General features: G+C 57.8%; 22 protein-coding genes. 15 read left to right on the forward strand and 7 right to left on the reverse strand.

Features of this window, described 5'->3' with window-relative positions; all coding sequences use genetic code 11:
- Positions 1–54: 54 nt before the first annotated feature.
- The 3 genes from AC8GFZ_RS10915 to AC8GFZ_RS10925 all read left to right on the forward strand — a co-directional run bounded on the left by AC8GFZ_RS10915 (position 55) and on the right by AC8GFZ_RS10925 (position 3,976).
- On the forward strand, positions 55–1,800 hold the full coding sequence (locus AC8GFZ_RS10915) for a long-chain fatty acid--CoA ligase (protein WP_506644909.1): 1,746 nt from the start codon (positions 55–57) through the stop codon (positions 1,798–1,800).
- A gap of 77 nt (positions 1,801–1,877) precedes the next feature.
- The gene (locus AC8GFZ_RS10920; RefSeq protein WP_506645114.1) at positions 1,878–2,915 is read left to right on the forward strand and encodes an LLM class flavin-dependent oxidoreductase; all 1,038 of its coding nucleotides are present in this window, start codon (positions 1,878–1,880) and stop codon (positions 2,913–2,915) included.
- Positions 2,916–2,938: 23 nt separating this feature from the next.
- Positions 2,939–3,976 carry a methionine synthase gene (locus AC8GFZ_RS10925; RefSeq protein WP_506644910.1) on the forward strand — a complete coding sequence of 346 codons (1,038 nt, stop codon included), beginning with the start codon at positions 2,939–2,941 and terminating at the stop codon, positions 3,974–3,976.
- On the opposite strand, the gene AC8GFZ_RS10930 is transcribed toward AC8GFZ_RS10925, so the two are convergent.
- The 3 genes from AC8GFZ_RS10930 to AC8GFZ_RS10940 are packed head-to-tail and all read right to left on the reverse strand — an operon-like array spanning position 3,967 to position 6,489.
- Positions 3,967–4,458 (reverse strand): hemerythrin domain-containing protein, encoded by a 492-nt coding sequence (locus tag AC8GFZ_RS10930; RefSeq protein WP_506644911.1) that lies wholly within the window; start codon positions 4,456–4,458, stop codon positions 3,967–3,969. The two genes, AC8GFZ_RS10925 and AC8GFZ_RS10930, sit on opposite strands and share 10 nt — an antisense overlap.
- Positions 4,459–4,512: 54 nt before the next feature.
- Positions 4,513–5,694 carry a beta-ketothiolase BktB gene (bktB, locus tag AC8GFZ_RS10935; protein ID WP_506644912.1) on the reverse strand — a complete coding sequence of 394 codons (1,182 nt, stop codon included), beginning with the start codon at positions 5,692–5,694 and terminating at the stop codon, positions 4,513–4,515.
- Between the two features lie 36 nt (positions 5,695–5,730).
- On the reverse strand, positions 5,731–6,489 hold the full coding sequence (locus AC8GFZ_RS10940; protein WP_506644913.1) for an SDR family NAD(P)-dependent oxidoreductase: 759 nt from the start codon (positions 6,487–6,489) through the stop codon (positions 5,731–5,733).
- A 239-nt stretch (positions 6,490–6,728) separates the two neighbouring features.
- On the opposite strand from AC8GFZ_RS10940, the gene AC8GFZ_RS10945 reads away from it, so the two are divergent.
- From AC8GFZ_RS10945 to AC8GFZ_RS10970, 6 genes are all read left to right on the forward strand, one after another.
- Complete coding sequence (locus AC8GFZ_RS10945) at positions 6,729–7,760, forward strand: Bug family tripartite tricarboxylate transporter substrate binding protein (protein ID WP_506644914.1); 1,032 nt, start codon at positions 6,729–6,731, stop codon at positions 7,758–7,760.
- Positions 7,761–7,769: 9 nt separating this feature from the next.
- Positions 7,770–8,975: an FAD-dependent monooxygenase gene (locus tag AC8GFZ_RS10950; RefSeq protein ID WP_506644915.1), complete on the forward strand. Its 1,206-nt coding sequence runs from the start codon at positions 7,770–7,772 to the stop codon at positions 8,973–8,975.
- Positions 8,976–9,042: 67 nt separating this feature from the next.
- Positions 9,043–10,215 (forward strand): alpha-hydroxy acid oxidase, encoded by a 1,173-nt coding sequence (locus AC8GFZ_RS10955; protein WP_506644916.1) that lies wholly within the window; start codon positions 9,043–9,045, stop codon positions 10,213–10,215.
- Positions 10,216–10,315: 100 nt separating this feature from the next.
- On the forward strand, positions 10,316–11,113 hold the full coding sequence (locus AC8GFZ_RS10960) for an SAM-dependent methyltransferase (protein WP_506644917.1): 798 nt from the start codon (positions 10,316–10,318) through the stop codon (positions 11,111–11,113).
- Positions 11,114–11,166: 53 nt separating this feature from the next.
- Positions 11,167–12,642 (forward strand): aldehyde dehydrogenase, encoded by a 1,476-nt coding sequence (locus tag AC8GFZ_RS10965; protein ID WP_506644918.1) that lies wholly within the window; start codon positions 11,167–11,169, stop codon positions 12,640–12,642.
- Positions 12,643–12,678: 36 nt separating this feature from the next.
- On the forward strand, positions 12,679–13,704 hold the full coding sequence (locus AC8GFZ_RS10970) for a uroporphyrinogen decarboxylase family protein (RefSeq protein WP_506644919.1): 1,026 nt from the start codon (positions 12,679–12,681) through the stop codon (positions 13,702–13,704).
- 56 nt (positions 13,705–13,760) lie between these two features.
- On the opposite strand, the gene AC8GFZ_RS10975 is transcribed toward AC8GFZ_RS10970, so the two are convergent.
- The 4 genes from AC8GFZ_RS10975 to AC8GFZ_RS10990 form a co-directional block, all read right to left on the reverse strand.
- Positions 13,761–14,303: a chromate resistance protein ChrB domain-containing protein gene (locus AC8GFZ_RS10975; protein ID WP_506644920.1), complete on the reverse strand. Its 543-nt coding sequence runs from the start codon at positions 14,301–14,303 to the stop codon at positions 13,761–13,763.
- Between the two features lie 28 nt (positions 14,304–14,331).
- Positions 14,332–16,083, reverse strand: a complete 1,752-nt coding sequence (gene araD / locus AC8GFZ_RS10980; RefSeq protein ID WP_506644921.1) for an L-arabinonate dehydratase — start codon at positions 16,081–16,083, stop codon at positions 14,332–14,334.
- Between the two features lie 91 nt (positions 16,084–16,174).
- The gene (locus tag AC8GFZ_RS10985) at positions 16,175–16,414 is read right to left on the reverse strand and encodes a hypothetical protein (RefSeq protein WP_506644922.1); all 240 of its coding nucleotides are present in this window, start codon (positions 16,412–16,414) and stop codon (positions 16,175–16,177) included.
- A 167-nt stretch (positions 16,415–16,581) separates the two neighbouring features.
- Positions 16,582–18,087, reverse strand: coding sequence for a Ppx/GppA phosphatase family protein (locus tag AC8GFZ_RS10990; protein WP_506644923.1), 1,506 nt, complete (start codon positions 18,085–18,087; stop codon positions 16,582–16,584).
- Between the two features lie 226 nt (positions 18,088–18,313).
- On the opposite strand from AC8GFZ_RS10990, the gene pstS reads away from it, so the two are divergent.
- The 6 genes from pstS to phoB all read left to right on the forward strand — a co-directional run bounded on the left by pstS (position 18,314) and on the right by phoB (position 23,529).
- Complete coding sequence (gene pstS, locus AC8GFZ_RS10995) at positions 18,314–19,333, forward strand: phosphate ABC transporter substrate-binding protein PstS (protein WP_506644924.1); 1,020 nt, start codon at positions 18,314–18,316, stop codon at positions 19,331–19,333.
- 85 nt (positions 19,334–19,418) lie between these two features.
- Complete coding sequence (gene pstC / locus AC8GFZ_RS11000; protein WP_506644925.1) at positions 19,419–20,429, forward strand: phosphate ABC transporter permease subunit PstC; 1,011 nt, start codon at positions 19,419–19,421, stop codon at positions 20,427–20,429.
- Between the two features lie 15 nt (positions 20,430–20,444).
- Positions 20,445–21,293, forward strand: a complete 849-nt coding sequence (gene pstA, locus AC8GFZ_RS11005; protein ID WP_506644926.1) for a phosphate ABC transporter permease PstA — start codon at positions 20,445–20,447, stop codon at positions 21,291–21,293.
- Positions 21,294–21,311: 18 nt separating this feature from the next.
- Positions 21,312–22,091 carry a phosphate ABC transporter ATP-binding protein PstB gene (gene pstB / locus AC8GFZ_RS11010; RefSeq protein WP_506644927.1) on the forward strand — a complete coding sequence of 260 codons (780 nt, stop codon included), beginning with the start codon at positions 21,312–21,314 and terminating at the stop codon, positions 22,089–22,091.
- 14 nt (positions 22,092–22,105) lie between these two features.
- Positions 22,106–22,804 (forward strand): phosphate signaling complex protein PhoU, encoded by a 699-nt coding sequence (gene phoU, locus AC8GFZ_RS11015; protein ID WP_506644928.1) that lies wholly within the window; start codon positions 22,106–22,108, stop codon positions 22,802–22,804.
- A 2-nt stretch (positions 22,805–22,806) separates the two neighbouring features.
- The gene (gene phoB / locus AC8GFZ_RS11020) at positions 22,807–23,529 is read left to right on the forward strand and encodes a phosphate regulon transcriptional regulator PhoB (protein WP_506644929.1); all 723 of its coding nucleotides are present in this window, start codon (positions 22,807–22,809) and stop codon (positions 23,527–23,529) included.
- Position 23,530: the final 1 nt, after the last annotated feature.

Consider the following 23,530-nt stretch of genomic DNA (forward strand, 5'->3'; position numbering starts at 1 on the left):
TGCCCCGAATGACAAAGCCTTTTATGCTTGTGGCCTGTTTAACATGAGTTTGTCATGCCACTGAAGTTGCCCCCATCGGGCCCCAATCCCCACCAGCGCGCGCACCACCCCCATTGGCCCCAGCGTTTGCCGCTTGACATGGTCTTGCCATCCACCACGCTGTGGGACAACTTGGCGGTCAATGCCCTTCGATATCCTCAAAAGAGCGCCGTCCATTTCATGGGCACAGCGTGGACTTACCCGGAAGTGATGCGCCAAGCTGAGCGTTTGGCGGCTTGGCTCGTTGTGCATGGCGTGGTGGCTGGCGACCGGGTGCTGCTAACCATGCAAAACTGCCCCCAATGGTTGATCGCTCACTTTGCGATCTTGCGCGCCAATGCGGTGGTGGTGCCGGTCAACCCCATGAACCGCAGTTTGGAATTGCAACATTACATTGTGGACGCTGATGCCCGTGTGGCCATCACCTCCGCCGACTTGGCCGATGAAATGGCGCTGGCCAACGAGGCCTTGCCCCTCGATCAGCAATTGAACCACGTGTTGGTCACGCAGCACAGCGATGGATTTGATCCCAAAAGCACACCTGAGGGGGACATGCCAGAGGCTTGGCGCGATTGGCTGCTGTCATCGCATCCAGTGCCTGTATTGAAATCTGGTCAAACCCACCACTGGGTGGATGCGCTGGCCTGTGCAGCCGAGTTGCCCGCGCACACCGCCCAAGCCGCTGACATGGCGGTTTTACCCTACACCAGCGGCACCACCGGCCTGCCCAAGGGGTGTATCCACCTGCACCAAAGTTTGATGCACAACGCCATGGCCTCGGCCTTTTGGAGCCAGGGCACGCCAGACAATGTGAGCTTGTGCGTGGTGCCCATGTTCCACATCACGGGCATGGTCTCGGTGATGCATTCGGCCATCTATTTGGGGGCCACTTTGGTGTTGATGCCCCGCTGGAACCGGGATTTGGCGGCCCGCTTGATCCAGCGCCATCGGGTCACCCATTGGACCAATATCCCGACCATGGTGATCGACCTGTTGGGCAGCCCCGATGTGGACCAATACGACCTGAGCAGTTTGGTGCATATCGGCGGTGGCGGTGCAGCTATGCCGCAAGCGGTGGCGCAGCGTTTAAACACCCAGTGGGGGCTAAAATACATCGAAGGTTATGGTTTGACCGAAACCTCTGCCCCATCGCATTCCAACCCGCCAGACCGGCCCAAGCAGCAGTGTTTGGGCGTGCCATTCATGAGCACAGATGCGCGCGTCGTGGACCCCCAACATTTGACTGAGTTGCCGGTGGGAGAGGCTGGGGAGATCGTGATCCATGGTCCCCAAGTGTTCCAAGGCTATTGGAAGCGCCCCGATGAAACCGCCAAAGCTTTTTTTGAGTTGGACGGCAAAAGGTTTTTTCGTTCGGGTGACCTGGGCCGCATGGATGAGGAGGGCTATTTTTTCATCACCGATCGGCTCAAGCGCATGATCAATGCTTCGGGCTTCAAAGTGTGGCCGGCCGAAGTGGAGGCGCTGATGTTTCAGCACCCGGCCATCTTGGAGGCCTGCATCATCGCCACCCGTGACCCGTACCGCGGCGAAAGCGTGAAAGCGATGGTGGTGCTGCGCCCTGAGCACCAAGGGCGGGTCACGGAACAAGACGTCATGGCTTGGTGCCGAAACCACATGGCCGTGTACAAGGCGCCCAAAGAAATTGAATTCATGGGCGTCTTGCCCAAAAGCGCCAGCGGCAAGGTGATGTGGCGCGCCCTGCAAGAGGCTGAATACGCCCGCCCATCCAAGGCGGTTTGAGCCGGGCAGGGCACTTGATTCCAGCCCAGCCCCGATGGGACGGATGCGACCACGGCTTGCGCTAAGCTTGGGACATGATTCAACTTTCTGTCCTTGACCAGTCCATCGCCGCGGCCGGTTCCTCCCAAGACCAAGCGGTGCGCAACACTTTGGCGCTGGCGCAGCACTGCGAAGCTTGGGGCTACCGGCGTTTTTGGGTCAGCGAGCACCACAGCCACCCCAGCATCGTCGGCACCGCGCCCGAAATCCTCATGGCCGCTATCGCCGCGCGAACCCAGCGCATTCGCATTGGCAGTGCCGGGGTGATGTTGCCCCACTACTCAGCCCTCAAAGTGGCCGAGCAATTCAGGGTGCTCAATGCCCTGGCACCAGGGCGCATCGATTTGGGTGTGGGGCGCGCACCCGGCAGCGACGGCCGCACCGCGCAGGTCCTCAATCCGGACCGATATGCATCTGAGCGCTTTCCCCAGCAGGTGCTGGAGTTGCAAGCTTGGATCACCGGCACGCCCTTGCCAGTGGGTCATCCTGGGCACGGGGTGTTCGCCTACCCCAGCAGCGACACCACGCCCGATATTTGGATGTTGGGCAGTTCAGACTATGGCGCCCAATTGGCCGCACACCTGAGCTTGCCCTATGCGTTTGCCTACTTCATCACCGAGGGGCAGGGCTTGGAGACCGCCTTGGATTTGTATCGGCAAAACTTCCGGCCTACCGAGGAACGACCCCGGCCCCACGCGACGGTGTGTGTCTGGGCCTTGGCCGCTGACACCGAGGAACAAGCCTGGCATTTGTTCAAAAGCCGGGCCCGTTGGCGCATGGACCGCAACCTGGGCCGCATTGGCCCGGTCATGCCGCCAGACCAGGCTGAGCGTGACTACAGCCCGGCTGAACAACTCGCCCTGGCGCAACTCAAAGCCAATGCCTTGGTGGGCTCGGGCCCCCAAGTGGCCAACAAACTGCGCGCTTTGGCGCAACGCATGGACATCGATGAAATCGTGGTGATCACCTGGACCCATGACCCTGTGCACCAGCGTCGCTCTTATGAACTGTTGGCCAAAGAATTTGCTTGGGGTCAGCGGGCTCCATCCCCCGAGCTTGAGGCGGCATTGAGCTGATCCTCCACACAGAAAGGTTTTTGATGTTTTCGACTTCAATTGCGGGCAGCTTGCCCAAACCTGAATGGCTGGCCGAGACCCAAAAACTCTGGCCACAATGGAAACAAGCCGGTGCCTCTTTGCTGCAAGCCAAGGCCGACGCCACGCTGCTGTGGATCAAGGCGCAAGAAGACGCCGGTTTGGACATCATCGGCGACGGCGAGCAAGCACGGCAGCATTTTGTGCATGGTTTTTTAGAGCAGGTCGAGGGCATTGACTTTGAAAACAAGGTCAAGATGGGCATCCGCAACAACCGCTATGACGCCATGGTGCCGCAGGTGGTGGCCAAGCTGCGCTTGAAAGGGCGAGTCCACGCCATGGAAGCCCAACTGCTGCGTGCCCACACACAGAAAAAAACCAAGTTCACCTTGCCCGGCCCGATGACGATCGTGGACACCGTGGCCGACCGGTTTTATGGTGAGGGCAAAGAGGGCCGCATCCAAATGGCCATGGCCTTTGCCGAGTTGCTGAACCAAGAGGCACTGGCGCTGCAAGCCGATGGCATCGACATCATCCAGTTTGACGAACCCGCTTTCAATGTCTACATGGAAGACGCCGCCGATTGGGGGGTGAAAGCGCTAGAGCGTGCCGCCCAAGGCCTGACCTGTACCACCGCGGTGCACATTTGCTATGGCTATGGCATCCAAGCCAATGTGGACTGGAAAAACACCTTGGGCCACGAGTGGCGGCAATATGAAAAAGTGTTTCCAGCGCTGGCCAAAAGCAGCATCCAGCAAGTCAGCCTAGAGTGCTTTCACTCGCATGTGCCCATGGATTTGATTTCTTTGCTCAAAGGCAAAGATGTGATGGTGGGCGTGATCGATGTGGCTTCCGATGTGATCGAAACCCCTGAAGAAGTGGCCGACACCATTGGCAAAGCTTTGCAATTTGTCAGCAAGGAACACCTGTTTCCTTGCACCAACTGCGGCATGGCGCCCATGGACCGCGAGACGGCTCAGGCCAAATTAAAAGCCTTGGTCGCGGGTTCAGCCTTGGCCATTGAAAGGCTGTCTCAGCACTGAGGCGCTGATGCCACCGCCTCGGGCTTGGCCATCAAACCGGTTTCCGGGTCAAACTCGGCGGCCTTGAGGTACAGGGCCAAGCCAGCATCCATGGTTTGGGCGTGTTGCTCAAACCAAAGGCCGACTTCGTGCAACAGTTGCCTGACCAAGGGCAATTGATGGAGCTCGCGGCCACGGCGCAAACCTTCTTTCATGACTTGCAAAATGGTGTCGTGTTGCTGGGCGTGGCAACCCATAGGCCCAAATTGGGTTTGCGCCATCCAGCGGTCTTCGCGCTCGAAATGGTCTTGGGTGTGGGTGAGGACGGCCTCGTAGCGGTCCATCAAATCGGCATCGTTGGCCATTTGGGCAGCGCCCAGCAGGGCGACAAATTCCACATGGGTCTCGTCCATGGGGGCCATGTCCACCACCAAGTCATCTGACCATTGCAAACTGGGTTCGCTGGGGTTGGTGTATTTGTCGTCAATCACGATCTCGGTCATGGTGTCGCTCGCATCAATGGGTTTTGGTTGGGGACAGTTGGGTTCAGCCTGCGCTCAAGCGCGCTCAAAGATGGCGGCAATGCCTTGACCGCCACCAATGCACATGGTCACCAAGGCATAGCGCCCTTGGATGCGATGCAGTTCATGCAAAGCCTTGACGGTGATCAAAGCGCCCGTGGCGCCAATCGGGTGGCCCAATGAAATGCCCGAGCCATTGGGGTTGACCTTGGCGGGGTCCAGGCCCAGGTCGCGGGTGACCGCACAGGCCTGAGCGGCAAACGCCTCGTTGGCTTCGATGACATCCAAATCGGCCACCGACAAGCCGGCTTTGGCCAGGGCTTTCTGGGTGGCAGGGACGGGGCCAATGCCCATATAAGCTGGGTCCACACCCGCATGGGCATAGGCCACCAAACGTGCCATGGGCTTCAAGCCACGTTGCTGGGCCACTTGGGCGTCCATCAACACCACGGCGGCTGCCGCGTCGTTGATGCCCGATGCATTGCCTGCGGTCACGGTTCCGTTTTCTTTGATGAAGACGGGCTTGAGTTTGGAAAAGTCTTCCGCAGTGGCCCCAGTGCGAAAGTGTTCGTCGGTGGCATAGGCAACGTCGCCTTTGCGGGTTTTGAGCATGACGGGCACGATTTGGTCTGTGAACCGACCTTGCGCCGTGGCACGCTCGGCGCGCAGGTGACTTTCCAGCGCCAAAGCGTCTTGCTCATCCCGGGTGATGCCCCATTTTTTGGCGATGTTCTCGGCCGTCACCCCCATGTGGATGGTTTGAAACGGGTCGTGCAAGGCGCCGACCATCATGTCCACCATTTTGGTGTCGCCCATGCGTGAGCCCCAGCGCATGTTCAGGCTGGCAAAAGGCGCGCGGCTCATGTTTTCTGCGCCACCACCAATGGCAATGTCGCAGTCACCCAATTGAATTGACTGGGCCGCAGACACAATGGCTTGCAAGCCAGAACCGCACAAGCGGTTCACATTGAAGGCGGGGGTTTCTTGGCCGCAACCGGCTTGGATGGCAGCCACCCGAGACAGGTACATGTCTTTGGGCTCGGTATTGACCACATGGCCAAACACCACATGGCCCACATCCGCGCCATTGACCTGGGCGCGGGACAAGGCCTCACGCACCACCGTGGTTCCCAATTCGATGGGCGGCACATCTTTGAGGCTGCCGCCAAAGGTTCCAATCGCGGTGCGCACGGCACTCACAACGACAACATCACGCATGGGGTTCTCCTGGATAAAAGTGACAGTTCAGTGGGCTCAAGCGTCGCGGGAGTCCGCCACCGGTTGCTGGCCAAAGTCGGGGCGCTTCAGGTAGGCCAGTATTCGAGCCGCTGCCTCATCTGGAGAGGCCAGCGCGCCCGTGGTTTTGAGGTTGACAAAATTCTCTCGGTCGGGAAACTGGCTGGGGTCCCCTGCACGCAAATCGGATTGCATGTCGGTGTCAATCACCCCGGGTGCCAAAGAAACTATGCGTGCGCCGTTGGGCAAGCTGGCCTCTTCCAAGGCCACACAACGGCTGAAGTGATCCAAGCCGGCTTTGCTGGCGCAATACATGCTGCTGCCAGCCATGGCGCGCCGACCCAGACCAGAAGAAATATTCACCACCTTTTTGGATGCATGCCAGGCGCGGGTGGCGGTCAAAAAGGCCGCAGTGAGTTGCATGGGGGCTTGCAAATTGATGGCCAAAGTTTGTTGCAAAAGCTCATCACTTTGAGGCGTCATTGGGCCTAAGTGGCCAATCACGCCCGCGTTGTTGATCAAGGTGATGCTGGCAAATTGAGCAGGGTCCAACTGTTGCAACCAAGCCAACAGCTTTTGCGCCACCGGTATGGGCTGCGAAAGGTCCGCACGCCACTGAACCAAGCTCGCACCCTTGCTGGAAGCCCAGCTGTCCAAAGCGGGAGCGCTTTGGCGTGAAATGCACAGCAACTGGGCATTCGCCTGGCTACAAAGTTGTTGCGCCAATGCCAAGCCCATGCCACGGGAAGCGCCGGTCAATATGGTCAGGTTTTTCATGCGGTGCGTGTGAATCAATAAGCGCTTCATTATGACCAGAGTTCAGGCCGGATGGCGGGGCAAGCAGGGCCCCAGAGTAGCTGTGGTGACATCCCTGCTTGGGGGGTGTCTCATGGGGTACAGCTGGATGCCCAAGCCCTGCTGGCATGGGTAAATCCCGCGGTTTGAGCCCATCTTTTTCGGGCATGATCAGTGATGTCGACCCACAGATTCAACCCCCACTCATTATTTGGCAGCGCATGAAAATTTTTCCCATGGAATGCCCCGACTCACCATTGGGCACATTGGACTTGAGCCGCCGCCAGTGGCTCAAAGCGGGTGCTTTGGGTCTGACGGGTATGACCAGCATCACCCCTTTTTCGTCACTGGCCCAAGAGGCTTGGCCAGCGCGGCCGGTGAAGTTGATCGTTTCCTCCTCGCCAGGTGGTGGCACCGATCTGTACGCTCGCATGTTGGCCCAGGCCTTGGGCGATTTGTTCAAGCAGCAGTTTGTGGTCGAAAACCGGCCTGGGGCCAGCGGCAATATTGGCGCCGCAGCGGTGGCCAAATCGCCACCAGACGGTTATACGTTTTTGGTTTCGGCCAATACATCCTTGACCATCAATGGCAGCTTGTTTAAAAACTTGTCCTATGACGCGGAGCGCGATTTCGTTCCCATCATGCGCGCGTTTGCGCCTTTGGTGCTGGTGGTCCATCCAGCCACCAAGGCACGCAGCTTGGCCGAGTTGATTGATTTTGGCAAGCGCGAACCTGGCAAGGTCTCATTTGGCTCGGCGGGCACGGGCAGCACCACTTACCTGGGTGTGCGCATGCTGGAAGAGAAAACGGGTGCCCGCTTTTTGCATGTGCCCTACAAAGGTGTCGGCCCCGCCTACCAAGATTTACTGGCTGGGCAGTTGAATTTTTTGTTTCCGGATGTGGCCTCTGCCCTGTCTTTGATCAAGTCCGGCAAGATCATTCCCATCGCCAGCGAGCAGCGCACGCCTTTGTTGCCGGGTCTGCCCACTGTGGCCGAGGCGGGCTTTGCCGATGTCAGCACCAACAGTTCGTTCAGTCTGGTTGCCCCCACTGGCACCCCGGCTGCGGTGGTTGAGCGCATCCACCGTGAGTTGGTGGCCATCACCAAATCGGTCGCATTTGCGGCCAAGCTCGAATCACAGGGCTTGGTCGGTGAAGTGGATACCCTGTCGGCTTTGGCCGCCTCCATGAAAAAGGAAAGAGACAGTTATGCTGCGTTTATCAAGCGCAACGGGATCGTTGCCAGTGATTGAGGGGGTTTTATGCCATCCAGTTTGACCCAACAACACCCCGTGGTGGTGGTCGGCGGCGGCATAGGTGGCGTGGCCATGGCCCTGGCCATGGGGCGCCAAGGGCATCGGGTCCAGTTGCTGGAGCAGGCCGATCAAATTGGGGCCATTGGATATGGCGTGCAAATGGGGCCCAATGTCATGCCCATGCTGGATGAATTAGGGGTTGGGGAAGCAGTTCGCGCTGCTGCTTATTTCCCCAAAGAGATCATGCTCTATGACTACCTCACCGGGCAAACGCTGTCACACATCCCTTTGCAAAGCGCTGATTTCGCTCAACGCTACCAGTCGCAACCCTATATCGCTATTCACCGTGTGGACATGCATGAGTTGTTGCTCAAAGCCTGTGAAAAGTATCCTCATATTTCACTCAATCAGTCCACCACCGTCACCGGGTACACCCAAACCCCAGACACGGTGAGCTTGCAAACGTCACAAGGCCAGACCATCCAAGCCACTGCCGTGGTGGCATGTGACGGCTTGCGCTCGCGTTTGCGCGCCCAAATGCACCCTGAGGATGTCCCGCGTGAATCGGGTTATGTGGCCCACCGCAGCCTGATCCCGATGGACCAAGCCCCGGCCATGGTGCAACAACGCCAAAGCGTCACCATGTGGGCTGGGCCGGGCTTGCACGTGATTTACTACCCGTTGCGACAAGCCAGCTTGCTCAACATTGTGTTGGTGGTGCGCATGCCTGCGCATTTGTCGTCTACCCAAGACCAGGGGTATCAAGAATACTTGCAAGACTTGTTGGCACAGGCGCAGCCCGAGGCACAGCAAGTGGCGCGTTTGGTCAACCTTGAGCGGCGCTGGGCGATTGCTGACCGCGAGCCCATGCGCAACTGGCACGATGGTCGCGTTTGCCTGCTGGGCGATGCGGCCCACGCCACCCTGCAATCCTTGGCCCAAGGGGCTGGCATGGCGCTGGAGGATGTGGTGTGTATGTCGCAACGCATGCAGCAGCACGGCATGGACGTCTCGTCTGCTTTTAAGGCGTTTGAGCGAGCGCGTTTTTTGCGAACGGCGCGGGTTCAATGGGTGTCGCGCCACTTGTGGGAAGACTATCACTGCGACGGCGTGCAAGCGCAGGTGCGCTCTGACATCTTCAGCCAACGCAACGTGGAAGACCAGTACCGCTGCCTGGACTGGCTGTGGACGCCCCAGGCCCAGTTCACTTGACTGAAGTGGCTGGCCTTCACATGTCTGTTCACTGCTCTTGCGGCGGTTTGAAGCCAGGGGTTCGCGGTTGACAGCGGCCCACTCAATTGAAGACTTGCGTCTGGCGGCCCAGCGCCGTTTGCCACGCGCTTTGTATGATTTTTTCGATGGCGGTGCAGAAGATGAAGTGACCTTGCGCGCCAACCGCCAGGCATTTCAGGATCTGCGTTTCAGACCCCAGGTATTGCGCAATGTGTCGGTCATCGACACCCAAAGAGAGGTGTTTGGTCGCAGCATCGCCATGCCCATGGCCACGGCCCCGACCGGCGCATTGGGGTATGGCTATCCAGGCGCAGATGTGGCCATTGCCAAGGCCGCGGTGGCTGCCGGCATACCCTACATCTTGTCCAGCACGGCCACGGCATCCATGGAGCGCATTGCCAAAGCCGTTCAAGGGCGGCTTTGGTTTCAGCCCTATACCCTGAAAGACAAGGACTTTTTCTTTGGCTTGATTCGCCGCGCCCTGGCGGCCGATTACGAGGCATTGGTCATCACGGTGGATTTGCCGGTAGGTGGGAACCGCGAGCGTGACCGTCGCAACCACTTTTCTGTGCCATTCAAATTCACCGGCCACAACCTGTGGGACTTTGCATCCAAGCCGGCCTGGTGGTCGCGAATAGCGCGGCACGGCATGCCGGTGATGGAAAACCTGTTGGGTTTGGCCGCACATCAAACCAGCGCCTCGGCTTTGGCCTCATCGGTGGGGCGCAACCATGACACGGGTTTTGATTGGGCTGCCTTGCAACAAGTGCGGGATCTCTGGCCCAGGCCCCTGGTGCTCAAGGGCATCTTGCATCCAGCCGACGCAGAGCGCGCGTGTGCCATGGGCTGCGATGCTTTGGTGGTGTCCAACCACGGCGGGCGGCAGTTGGACGGGGCGGTGGCCAGCTTGCATGCTTTGCCCGATGTGTTGCGGGCGGTGCGCGGGCGCATACCGGTGTGGGTCGACGGCGGTGTGCGGCGAGGCCAAGATGTGGTGAAGGCCCTGGCATTGGGGGCGCACGGTGTGTTGATAGGGCGGGCCATGGTGTACGGCGCGACTGCAACAGGTGAGGCCGGTGCCCAGCGTGCATTGGCCATCTTGAAAGACGAGCTGATCCGCACCATGAGCTTGTGTGGCACCTCGAGCTTGAGCGACATTCGTGCAGAATTGTTGATGCCACTGCCTGAGGCTGGCATGACGCATCCAGCCAACACATGAACATGGGTGTTGAAGGGCGCTGTCGTATTTTTCCTTTGGGAGTATTTGAGACGTGAATTTCATTCAAAAAACAGGGTTCGTTTGGGCCTGCAGTTGTCTGTTGCTGTGTTCTATCGGCTGGGCACAAACCGCAGGCAATGAGGTCACTTACAAACCCACCTTGGGACAAATGGGCAAGGACGTGATGTGGTTGCCCACGCCCAACGAACTGGTCGACAACATGCTGCGCATGGCCCAGGTCAATGACCAAGACTTGCTGTATGACTTGGGTGCAGGAGACGGTGTGATCGCCATCACCGCGGCAAAGAAGCATGGCGCGCGCGCGGTGGGCATTGAGTACAACCCCAAATTGGCAGCTTTCGCCCAGCAAAAAGTGCTTGAAGCCGGGGTGCAAGACAAGGTGCGCATCGTTCAAGGGGATATTTTTCAAACTGATTTCAGCCAGGCCACGGTGCTGACCCTGTACTTGCTGCCTGAAATCAACTACCAATTGCGGCCCACCATCCTCAAAATGAAGCCCGGAACGCGGGTGGTTTCGCACGACTTTGACATGGTCGAGTGGGAGCCCGACGCCATCACCCAAACCGCCCGCGCCCGCGCCATGATGTGGGTGGTGCCTGCGGATGTGGCCGGAAACTGGACCTTTCAGCCCAGCAATGGTGCGCCTTTTGGTGTTCGGCTGGAGCAAATTTTCCAGCGCATTGGCGGAGTCAGGCGCTTTGGGGGGCAGGAGCAGGCCTTGGTAGGGGCCCAGTTGCAAGCCGATCGGTTGAGCTTTCAATATGTGGCGGCCGATCAAAGCATCCACACCGTCAAGGCCACGGTGCAAGGCAATCGCATGCAGGGCCAAGACACATCGGTCGGCCATGTGATCGATTTCACAGCCCACAGGCAATGATGGCTGTGGTTCAATCTTGGGCTACCCACTCTCATGTTCGCTGAGAACACACCATGGTCAATGAATTGAAATCTTTTTTTGCCGGTCAATGGCGCGATGCCAGCGGACCCCAATACTCCACCCATTACCCGGCCGATGGCAGCGAGGTGGCGCGACTGCATGCGGCCACCGTGGCCGATGTGGACGAGGCCGTGCAAGCGGCTGAAAAAGCCCGGCTGCACAAAAGTTGGGCCGGCCTCAAGCGCCATGAGCGCGCGGGCATCCTCTACCGCATGGCCGCAGGCATTCGCGAGCGGGCAGAAGAGTTGGCACAGCTGCAACGCTTGGACAACGGCAAGCCCATCAATGAGACCCGTGCCTTGGTGGCCAGTGCGGCCGGCACTTTTCAATACTTTGCAGCGGCCTGTGAAACCTGGGAGGATCAACTCACCCCCCAGCGCGGCGACTTCATCACCATGAGCGTGCACGAACCCTTGGGCGTGGTGGGTGCGATCACCCCCTGGAATTCACCCATCGCCAGCGAAGCCCAAAAAATCGCGCCGGCCTTGGCCGCTGGTTGTGCCGTGGTCATCAAGCCCGCGGAGATCACCCCCCGCATGGCCTTGGAGTTGGCGCGCATTGGCCAGCAAGCGGGTGTGCCCGATGGCATTTTGAGCGTGTTGCCGGGCAAAGGCTCGCTGGTGGGAGAGGCCTTGGTGCGCCACCCCTTGATCCAGCGCATCGCCTTCACCGGTGGCACCGAAGTGGGTTTGGGCATCCAGCGCTTGGCCGCCGAAAAGCTCATGCCCACGTCCTTAGAGCTGGGCGGAAAGTCCCCCACCATTGTTTGCGCCGATGCCGATTTGGACCACGCGGTGGCGGGGGTGTTGTATGGCATCTTCAGCTCATCGGGTGAGTCCTGCATCGCCGGCTCCAGGGCTTTTGTGCATGCTTCGGTTTACGCCGCTTTTCGTGAGCGACTGCTGGCTGGGGTGCGTGCCTTGCGGGTCGGTGACCCCGCTGATGAACGCACCCAAATGGGCCCGCTGATCCACAGCCGCCACCGCGCGGAGGTCGAGCGCTATGTGCAGTTGGGTTTGTCAGAGGGAGGGCAGTTGTTGCATGGCGGCGACCGGCCAACAGGGGCCATGTATGAGCGCGGCAGCTATTACTTGCCCACCGTGATGGAGGGCTTACTCAACACGGCACGCATGTGCCAAGAGGAAATTTTTGGCCCCGTGTTGGCCCTGTTGCCTTGGCACAGCGAGGAAGATTTGCTGGCCCAATGCCATGACAACGTTTATGGATTGGCCGCCGGCATTTGGACCCAAGACTACAAAACCGCATGGCGACTGGGCACAGCGCTGCACACGGGGACGGTATGGGTCAACACCTATAAAGTGTTTTCCATCAGCACCCCGTTTGGCGGCATGAAAATGAGCGGCATGGGCCGCGAAAAAGGCCGCCAAGGTATCTTGGAATACACCCGGCAAAAGAGCTTTTACTGGGGCCTCAATGTCAACCCCATGCCATGGGCCACACCCACTTAACGACATTTTTTTGATTTTTATTCGCCAGGAGACACCATGCTTTTCCCCACCACCATCGTCGGCAGTTACCCCCAACCCGATTGGTTGATCGACCGCGAAAAACTCGCGGGTCGCTTTCCACCCCGGGTGCGTGCCAAAGAACTGTGGCGCGTGGCAGAGCCCCATTTGCAGCAAGCCATGGAGGACGCGACCTTGCTCGCCATCCGCGCCCAAGAGGATGCCGGTTTGGACATCATCACCGACGGCGAAATTCGGCGCGAGAGTTACTCCAATCGCATCGCCACCGCATTGGAGGGCATTGACATCGACAACCCTGGCGTGGGATTGGACCGATCAGGTCACCCCAACCCAGTGCCCCGCATTGTGGGCAAGATCCGGCGCGCCCGGCCCATCGAGTTGGAGGATTTGCTTTTTCTGAAGGCCCATACCCAGCGCAAGGTCAAGATCACCGTGCCTGGCCCGTTCACCATGTTGCAACAGGCGCAAAACGATTTTTACGCCACCGAAGAGGAGGCGGCCATGGACTATGCCGTGGCCTTGAATTCTGAGATCTTGGAGTTGTTTGCCAATGGCGCAGACGTGGTTCAAGTGGATGAACCCTATATGCAAGCGCGGCCTGAGAAGGCCCGTCAATATGGCATCCAGGCCTTGAACCGCGCTTTGCAAGGCGTCACGGGCACCACCGCTGTGCACATTTGTTTTGGCTATGCCGCCGTGATCCATGCACGGCCAGAGGGCTACAGCTTCTTGCCCGAATTTGCCCAGTGCAGTTGCAGCCAGGTGTCGATTGAAACCGCGCAATCAGGCCTGGATTGCTCGGTGTTGAAAACCCTGGGCGACAAGCAAATCATGGTCGGTTGCTTGGACTTGAGCGACATGGCCATTGAGTCCCCGGTGGTGGTGGCTTCGCGCATCAAGCGCGCTTTGGCGTTCATCAAGCCTGAACAAGTGATCTTGGCACCCGATTGCGGCATGAAATACCTTCCAAGGGAAGTGGCCCAAGGAAAGCTGCAAGCGATGGTGGAGGGCGCCAAAATTTTGCGCGCCGAGTATGGGTCTTGAGCCTGTGCCCTTGTCCACACGGGTCGCCAGCCTTGTTCAGGCCATGCCCGTGAATTTCAGCTCGAAGCCTTCAAAACTTGACGCAAAAAGCGCGTGGGCAAGGTGGGCCCCAGCCCTTGGTAGCCCGGCATTTCGAGATTTTTTTCTTTGACCAAAGCATGCGCGTGTAAGTTGGCATAGAGCGCGTCGTAAACGGGAAAGCTGGCCTTCAAGATGGCGTCGTCGGTGTCGTGCAACAGCATGATGCCTTCAGAAACCGCCAGCAGCCCCACAGCGATTTGCGCCCAGCGGTCGTCAGGACCCGCTTTGGCATGGTGCAGCACATGGTCCACGCCCGCTTGGATGATGGTGGCGATATGGCGCAGGGACGGGTCATCCAAGGCATATTGGCGCATGATTTTTTCAAAGGTGGTGCCATGTTCATCATGCGAGGACAAGGCCACGCCGGGCATCCCAAAGGGCGTGGCATCGCTGGGACGCGTTTCTTCTTGGCCCCAGGGCACAAACACAAATTCCGCTTCGGTGTCGACAAAGCGCTGTATCAACCAGGGGGAGGCCACGCGGTCGAGGTGGACAAAATCACGGGTGACCCATTTCATGTGCGTCCTTTGTGGGGGAGTGATGGATTCAATAAATGGCCGGTTCGTCGACCGGGCCACCGAATGCAGTCTCTAAAAAATCAAAGTCGCACCCCTGATCGGCTTGCAGGATGTGGCGGCTGAACATCCAGCCATAGCCGCGTTCATAGCGGGGTGCCGGGGCTTGCCAATGGGCGCGTCGTTGGGCCAACTCCGCGTCACTGACTTCCAGGTGCAAACGGCGCGCAGGCACATCCACGGTGATCAGGTCGCCGTTTTTGACCAAGGCCAGGGGGCCGCCAATGAAGGCTTCTGGTGAAACGTGAAGAATGCAAGCGCCGTAGCTGGTGCCACTCATGCGCGCATCGGACAAGCGAACCATGTCGCGCACACCTTGGGCCAGAAGTTTGCGGGGGATGGGCAATTGGCCCCATTCGGGCATGCCGGGGCCGCCTTGTGGCCCGGCATTGCGCAGCACCAGCACATGGTCAGCGGTGATGTCCAAATTTTCGTCATCCACGGCGGCCTTCATCTCGGGGTAGCTGTCAAAAACCATGGCTGGACCAGTGTGCTGGCGCAAATGCGGCGCGCAGGCGCTGGGTTTGATCACGGCACCCGCGGGGGCGATGTTGCCTTTGAGCACCGCCAACGCGCCTTCGGCATACAACGGGCGATCCAGCGGGCGGATCACATCCGCGTTGTGCACCTGCGCTGTGGCCACGTTCTCGCCCAGGGTCTGGCCATTGACCGTCATGGCATCCAGGTGCAGGTGGTCTGACAAGGTCTTGATCAGGGCTGGCATGCCACCTGCATAGTAAAAATCTTCCATCAAATAGGTGTCACCGCTGGGCCGGATGTTGGCGATCACGGGGGTTTTTCGGCTGGCCGCGTCAAAGTCGTCCAATCCCACGGTGCATGCGGCACCCGCTCGGCGCGACATGGCCACCAAATGGATGATGGCATTGGTGCTGCAACCCATGGCCATGGCCACGGTGATGGCATTTTGAAAATGGTGGGGGGTCAGCAGTTTGGCAGGGGTCAGGTCTTCCCAGACCATGTCCACAATGCGCCGTCCACAGGCGGCCGACATGCGCGGGTGATTGGCATCTGGCGCAGGGATGCTGGAGGCCCCTGGCAAGGTCATGCCCAGGGCCTCGGCCATGCCCATCATGGTGGCGGCTGTGCCCATGGTCATGCAGGTGCCGTGGCTGCGGGCAATACCACCCTCAATGCCCAACCATTGCACATCGCTGATTTTCCCGGCACGTCTTTCGTCCCAATATTTCCAGGCATCAGAGCCAGAGCCCAGGGCTTGCCCTTGCCAGTTGCCGCGCAACATGGGCCCAGCCGGCAAATAAATGCATGGCACACCGGCTGAAATGGCCCCCATCAGCAGACCTGGGGTGGTTTTGTCGCAACCGCCCATCAGCACGGCGCCATCGATGGGGTGGCTGCGAATCAATTCTTCGGTTTCCATGGCCAACATGTTGCGGTACAGCATGGCGGTCGGGCGCACAAAGGCTTCGGCCAGAGAAATGGCCGGAAGTTCCAAGGGAAAGCCGCCGGCTTGAAAAATGCCGCGTTTGACGTCTTCCACCCGTTGCTTGAAGTGGGTGTGGCACGGGTTGATGTCCGACCAGGTATTGACAATCGCAATAACCGGTTTGCCCGCCCAGTCTTGCGGGGCATAGCCCATTTGCATGGCGCGGGAGCGGTGGCCAAAAGAGCGCAGGTCGTCAGGTGCAAACCAACGCGCGCTGCGCAATTGATCGGGATTTTTGGGGGTGTTTTTCAAGCTCATGCACGCATTCAATCACCGACGCCAGGTGGCGTCAACGCGGGCTTGTCATGTGGGGTATCAAAGTCGCCTGTGATGGGCGACGGTTCAAGGGTTAACCCTTGGCTTGTTCGGGGGTTTCGGCGGGTTTGGCCGGTTTGCAATCGAGGCACACAAACATGCTGGTTCCCAGCAGTTTGCGGAAAGTTCCAGAGGCCCGGGGTTTATGCAAGCCGCATTTGATGCAACTCATGGTGCTGCCTGCCAAGCCAGTGGTGCCGAATGGCGAGCCGCCTTTTTTGGACTTGTACCGGAGACCGTCTTGCGTGATTTTGGTGGTGTCGTCAGTGGCCATGTCTCTAAAGGATTCCCTTTTACTCATCTACCAGTGCACCCACCTGTCAACGCTCCGAGGAGGCCCACAAGGGGTGTGCAAGCCTTATTTTAAACGTTTATCGAGGCGGAGGTCGGGCGTGAGCTTTGTGGCGAATGCCGGGGCGCTTGTTTCGATCACATGGGCCACTATGGGCTGACCTTGTTGTTGCGCAAGCGAAGCGTCCATGGGGTTTTTTGCCAGGCCACGATTTCTTGTTGAATCAGGTGATGGGACTGCGGAAAACGCTGCGACCAATCGCTGGGACAAACCCATTCAAAGACTTTTTGTTCCGGCTCGCAATGCACCTGCAAACCCGTCATGTCTGGCTGGCGGCGTGAATGGCACAAGATGACCGACAAGCGCAGGGCCAACAATTGCTGAACCACCATGGGGTCCTCAAAGTCCATGTCGAGTTTGCGCAACTTGCCATGGTGACCCAGCACCAGCAGACTGAGGCGGTGCAATTCTGGCTGGCTGAAGCCCATGACATCGGCATTGTCCAAAATATAAGCGCCATGTTTGTGGTGATCGCTGTGGGAGATGGCCAAGCCAATCTCATGCAGTTCACAGGCCCAGGCCAGCTTGCGCTCAATCCGATGCGGTGCTCGGTTGTCGGCGGGATTCATCATGGCCAGCAATTGAAGGGCCACATCAGTCACGCGTTTGGCCTGATCGCGGTCAACGCCAAATTTTTCGGCCAGCCGGTGGACGGAGGCATCGCGGACGTCTTTTTCACTGTGGTCACGCTCCATCAACTCATGCATGGCACCGTGGCGCAAAGCCCCCTGGGCCACGTGCAAGGCTTCGATGTCAAACTGCTCGAACAAGGCGGCCAACACGGCCAAACCGCCACCAATCACGGCGCGCCGGTCCTCCTTGAGCCCTTCCAAGCGCAAGCGGCTGAAGTGTTGTGCGGCTTGCACGCATTGGATCAGCCAGGCCAAGCCATCTCGGGTGATTTGCCCCGGCGTCCAACCGGCCAATTGCAATACATCGGCCACTGCGCCCACGGTGCCAGACGCGCCATAGGCCTTGTCCCACAAATCGCGCGGGTACATGACCAGGGCTTCTTCCAACACGGCTTGGGCAGCCACTTTGGCCTGGTTAAACGCCTGCTCGGTGAATTGGCCTTGCGGAAAGTACTTTTGCGACCAAGACACACTGCCCACACGGTAGGAGTTCATGACGGAGGGTTCGCGGTTTTGCCCCAAAATCATTTCAGTGGATCGCCCGCCCACATCAAGCACCAAGCGGCGTTCGCCGTCATTGGGTAAAAACTGGCTCACGCCAATGTAGATCAACCGGGCCTCCTCGGTGCCGGAGATGATTTCAATCGGATAACCCAAAACCTGTTGGGCTCGGTTCAGAAAAATGTCTCGGTTGCGGGCTTCACGCAAGGTTTGGGTGGCCACGGCCCGGACCTGTCGGGCTGGCAGCCCATGAATGCGCTCGCGGAATCGGGCCAAACATTCCCAGCCGCGTTCCATGGCCTCTGGTGTGAGGTTGCGGTGTGCGTCCAAATCACCGCCTTGTCGGACGGTTTCTTTGAGGTAATCGGTGCGCACCAGTTGGCCGTGCTCCATGCGCCCCAATTCCAAGCGGAAACTGTTGGAGCCCAGGTCAATGGCGGCGAGCATGTCTTGGTGGGGCATTGGTTTGGGCAATTGGAGTCTAGAGCTGTATGAATATACAGAAGCGCTAAATTCTAATGCGCCATCATGAACGAGTGATGACAGTTCAGAGACATCCCTTGTCAATGATTTGCCTTGGACGGGCATTTTTTCACCGTATTGTCACAATCGGGGCCTAAAGTCCAAATTTCCATGCGCGGCATGGTACCCAAATTGATTGAAGTCCCTCTTTGTTAAAGGATCTGGCATGTTAAATCTGAAATCTTGGTTGGTGGCGATTGGCCTGTCCACCGTGGGTTTGGCTTCTATGGCGGTGGATATCACCGGCGCAGGGGCAACATTTCCCTACCCCATTTACGCCAAATGGGCCGAGGCCTACAAAAAAGAAACCGGCAATGGTTTGAACTACCAATCGATTGGTTCTTCGGGCGGTATTCGCCAAATCCGAGCCAAAACAGTGACCTTTGGCGCCACCGATGCCCCATTGAGCGGTGACGATCTCAACAAAGACGGCATGGTTCAGTTTCCCGCCATCATTGGTGGCACGGTTCCCGTGCTCAACCTGGACGGCTTCAAGCCCGGTGAGTTGCGCATCAGCGGCCCTGTGTTGGCTGAAATGTTCATGGGCAAAATCACCAAGTGGAACGACCCCAAATTCGCTGCATTGAACCCTGGCAAAAACCTGCCCGATCAAGCCATCACCGTGGTGCACCGCGCCGACGGCTCAGGCACCACTTTCAACTGGACCGACTACCTGACCGCCATCAGCAAAGATTGGGCCGATACCGTGGGCCGTGGCGCTGCTGTGAAGTGGCCTGCTGCATCCTCCGTCGGTGGCAAGGGCAATGAAGGTGTGGCCGCCAACGTCAATCGCGTCAAGGGCGCCATTGGTTACGTGGAATATGCCTACGTCAAGAAAAACAACATGAACTTCATGCAGTTGCTCAATGCCGATGGCAAATATGTCAGCCCTGATGATCTGACTTTCGCTGCGGCAGCTGCAGGTGTGGATTGGTTCAGTGTGCCGGGCATGGGTGTGTCCATGGTCAATGCCAAGGGTGCCACCAGCTGGCCCGTCAGCACCGCCTCCTTCATCCTGATGTACAAAGATCCTACTGACAAAAACCTGGCACAAGAGGCGCTGAAGTTTTTTGATTGGTCATTCAAAAATGGCAAGCAAATGGCCGCTGATTTGGACTATGTGGCCTTGCCTGATTCCTTGACCCGCCAAATTCGCGAGCGCGTTTGGTCGCAAATTGCCAAGTAATTCGATAGGTCTGAAATGATCAACCCCACACGCAGGGCGCCAGCTGGGACCGCGTTGGGGGTTGTGAACTTTATAAAGCGACACCATGGCCCTCACTGAACAATCCCCCACGAGCCACCCAGCCGATACCCAGATCCTGAGTGCGGCCGCCCGTTTGGCGGTGGCCAAGCGGCAGCAACTGCAAGACAAGTTCTTTCATGCACTGACCTTGGGCTTTTCATTGCTGGTGCTGATCGCTTTGATGGGCATTTTGATTTCCTTGGTCATCAACGCATGGCCTTCTTTTCAAAAGTTTGGCGTGGGTTTTATTTGGCGTGTCGAGTGGGACATCATCAACGAAGAGTTTGGTGCAGCGATTGCGATTTTTGGCACCGTGGCCAGCGCATGCATTGCATTGCTGATTGCCGTGCCGCTGTCGTTTGGCATTGCTGTTTTTTTGACCGAAACCTGCCCGGTTGCACTGCGTCGCCCCTTGGGCACGGCCATTGAATTGCTGGCTGCAGTGCCATCCATCATTTACGGCATGTTTGGTCTGTTTGTGTTTGCGCCACTGTTTGCCGAGTATGGCCAACCTGCATTGCAGTCCACCTTGGGTCAAATGCCTATTTTCAGCACTTTGTTCGGTGGCGCCATGAATGGCATTGGTATTTTGGCTGCGGGCATTGTGTTGGCCTTCATGATTTTGCCCTTCATCGCTGCCGTGATGCGTGATGTGTTCGAAATTGTTCCGCCGGTATTGCGCGAGTCGGCCTATGGCATTGGCTGCTCAACCTGGGAGGTGGTGCGCAACATTGTGTTGCCCTATACCCAAAAGGGTGTGATCGGCGGGGTGATGCTCGGCTTGGGTCGGGCCTTGGGTGAGACCATGGCGGTGACCTTTGTGATCGGTAACTCTCAGCGTTTGGGCACTTCGCTGTTTTCGCCGGGCACCTCCATTGCTTCCACCTTGGCCAACGAGTTTGGCGAAGCCGATGACTTCCATTTGTCCACCTTGTTCGCATTGGGATTTCTACTGTTTGTCATCACCTTCGTGGTGTTGGCTTTGGCCAAATGGATGATGGCCCGCACAGAAAAATCCAAAGGCGCGAAAACCTAAGGTAAGAGAAAAATCATGGACTTGAATCTTTATAAACGCCGGCGCTTGACCAATCAAGTGGGTCTGACTTTGTCCATGTTGGCCATGGCATTGGGCTTGTTTGTGTTGTTGTGGATACTGTTCGTGCTTTTCAAAAACGGCTTGCAGTCCATCGACTGGGCCATGTTCACCCAATCCACCCCGGCGCCCGGGTCCGAGGGCGGCGGCTTGGCCAATGCCATCGTCGGAAGCTTGATGATGGTGGGCTTTACCGCTTTGGTCAGCACACCGATTGGTATCTTGGCCGGGGTTTATTTGGCAGAGTACGGTGATCAAAGCAAAACCGCCAGTGTGACCCGCTTTATGACAGACATCATGTTGTCGGCGCCATCGATTGTTTTGGGTCTTTTTGTCTATGCCATTTGGGTGGCACAAGTCAAACACTTTTCCGGTTGGGCTGGGTCCATGGCCTTGTCATTGATTGCGATTCCAGTGGTGGTTCGCACCACAGAGAACATGTTGCGTTTGGTGCCTGGCAGTTTGCGCGAAGCCGCATTTGCCTTGGGTGCGCCCCGTTGGAAGGTGGCCACTTTCATCACACTGCGCGCCGCACAAACCGGGGTGATCACCGGTTTGTTGTTGGCGCTGGCGCGCATCAGTGGAGAGACCGCGCCTTTGCTGTTCACCGCTTTGAATAACCAGTTCTTTTCCCTCGACATGAACGCCCCCATGGCCAATTTGCCGGTGGTGATTTTCCAGTTTGCCATGAGCCCTTATGACAACTGGGTGCGTTTGGCCTGGGGTGGGGCTTTGCTCATCACTTTGACGGTTTTGTTCCTCAATATTTTGGCGCGTGTCTTATTTCGCGACAAAGTCCAATCCTGAACACTAGGAGTTCATTGCATGCCCACCACGCCCATCCTGGAAGAAAAAACAGCCATCGAGGTGAGAAACCTGAGTTTTTTCTATGGCACGTTCAAGGGGTTGATGGATATCAATCTCAACATCGCAGAGCACAAAGTCACCGCCTTCATTGGCCCGTCTGGCTGTGGCAAGTCGACCTTGTTGCGCACCTTTAACCGCATGTACAGTTTGTACCCAGGGCAACGTGCCGAGGGACAAATCAAACTCTACGGCCAAGATATTTTGGACGCCGGGCAAGACTTGAATTTGCTGCGCGCCCGTGTCGGCATGGTGTTTCAAAAACCGACGCCATTCCCGATGTCGATTTATGACAACATCGCCTTTGGGGTGCGCTTGTATGAAAACTTGAACCGTTCTGACATGGACGACCGGGTGGAGTGGGCGCTGAGCAAAGCGGCCATCTGGAATGAAGTCAAAGACAAATTGGGCCAAAGTGGTTTGTCTTTGTCGGGTGGTCAGCAGCAACGCCTGTGCATTGCTCGGGGCATTGCGGTCAAACCGTCGGTGTTGTTGCTCGATGAGCCCACTTCGGCCTTGGATCCGATTTCCACCGGCAAAGTGGAAGAACTGATCAGCACCCTGAAAAATGATTACACGGTGGTGATCGTCACCCACAATATGCAACAAGCTGCCAGGGTGTCAGACTACACCGCCTACATGTATTTGGGTGAATTGATCGAATTTGGCCAAACCGAGGCGATTTTCATGAAACCCAAACGGCAAGAAACTGAAGACTACATCACCGGCCGCTTTGGCTGATACAAAGGCAAACCATGGACAAGCACTTATCGAGTCAGTTTGACAATGAATTGCACAACATTTCCTCTCGGGTCATGGAGCTCGGCGGTTTGGTGGAATCTCAAATTCGTCAAGCCATATTCGCCCTTTCGCACTTCAATATGGACGTGGCCAATGCAGTGGTCGAGGCCGAGCAAAAAGTCAATTTGATGGAAGTCGAGATCGACCACGACATCGCCTCTGTGATTGGGCGCCGCCAGCCGACCGCCCGAGATTTGCGCTTGCTCATGGCCATGTCCAAAACCACGGCCAATTTGGAGCGGGTGGGTGATGAGGCTGAAAAAATTGCACGCATGGTCAAGTCCATCATCGAAAGTGGCTCAGCCCGGGCGTTGCCCTGCTCGGAGTTGAATGTGGCTTCCGAGCTGGCCTCGGGTTTGTTGCGCAAGGCCCTCGATGCCCTGGCCCGCTTGGATGTGCAAACGGCATTGGTGATTTTGAAAGAAGACGATTTGATCGACCAAGAGTTTGATGGTTTTGTGCGCAAGCTCATCACCTACATGATGGAAGACCCACGCACCATCTCTCCGAGTCTGGACTTGCTGTTCTTGGCCAAAGCCATTGAGCGCATTGGCGATCATGCGAAGAACATTGCCGAGTTCATCATCTACATCGTCAAGGGCGCCGATGTGCGCCACACCTCTTTGGCCGAGGTGGAATCGGTGGTGCGCTGATCATGCGTTTGCCCAAAGTATTGATCGTGGAGGATGAGTCTTCGATCGCTGAGTTGATCTCGGTCAATCTCAAACACAATGGTTTTGCGCCCGTATGGGCCGTTGATGGGGACGCGGCCCAACGCGAAATCGACGCTGTGTTGCCCGATGCGATTTTGTTGGATTGGATGTTGCCCGGGCAATCGGGCTTGGCTTTGGCGAAAAAGTGGCGTTCTGATCCGCGCACCAAAGCGGTCCCCATCATCATGCTGACGGCGCGCGGTGACGAGCCTGACAAAGTCTCCGGCCTCAACTCGGGGGCAGACGATTACATCACCAAGCCTTTTTCCACCCAGGAGTTGGTGGCGCGCATACGCGCTGTCTTGCGCCGCCGCTCACCTGAACAAACCATGGAGCGGGTGCAAGTGGGTGACTTGGTGCTGGATGGGTCCACCCACCGCGTGAGTTTTCATGACCAGGCTTTGAAATTGGGTCCCACCGAGTTCAAGCTGTTGAGTTTCTTGATGCACCATGCTGAGCGCGTGCACAGCCGTGGCCAGTTGCTCGACAAGGTGTGGGGCGACCATGTGTTCATCGAGGAGCGCACGGTGGATGTGCACATCAAACGCTTGCGTGAAGCCCTGGGTCAAGCTGGGGTGATGGTCGAGACCGTTCGCGGTGCTGGATATCGCTTGACCGTGGCCTCCAGCAGCGGTGTGGCCACGCCTTCCACCCCCACCCACTGAA

Source organism: Limnohabitans rimovensis (SeqCode) (assembly GCF_965234775.1).
In the GTDB taxonomy this organism is placed as follows: domain Bacteria; phylum Pseudomonadota; class Gammaproteobacteria; order Burkholderiales; family Burkholderiaceae_C; genus Limnohabitans; species Limnohabitans rimovensis.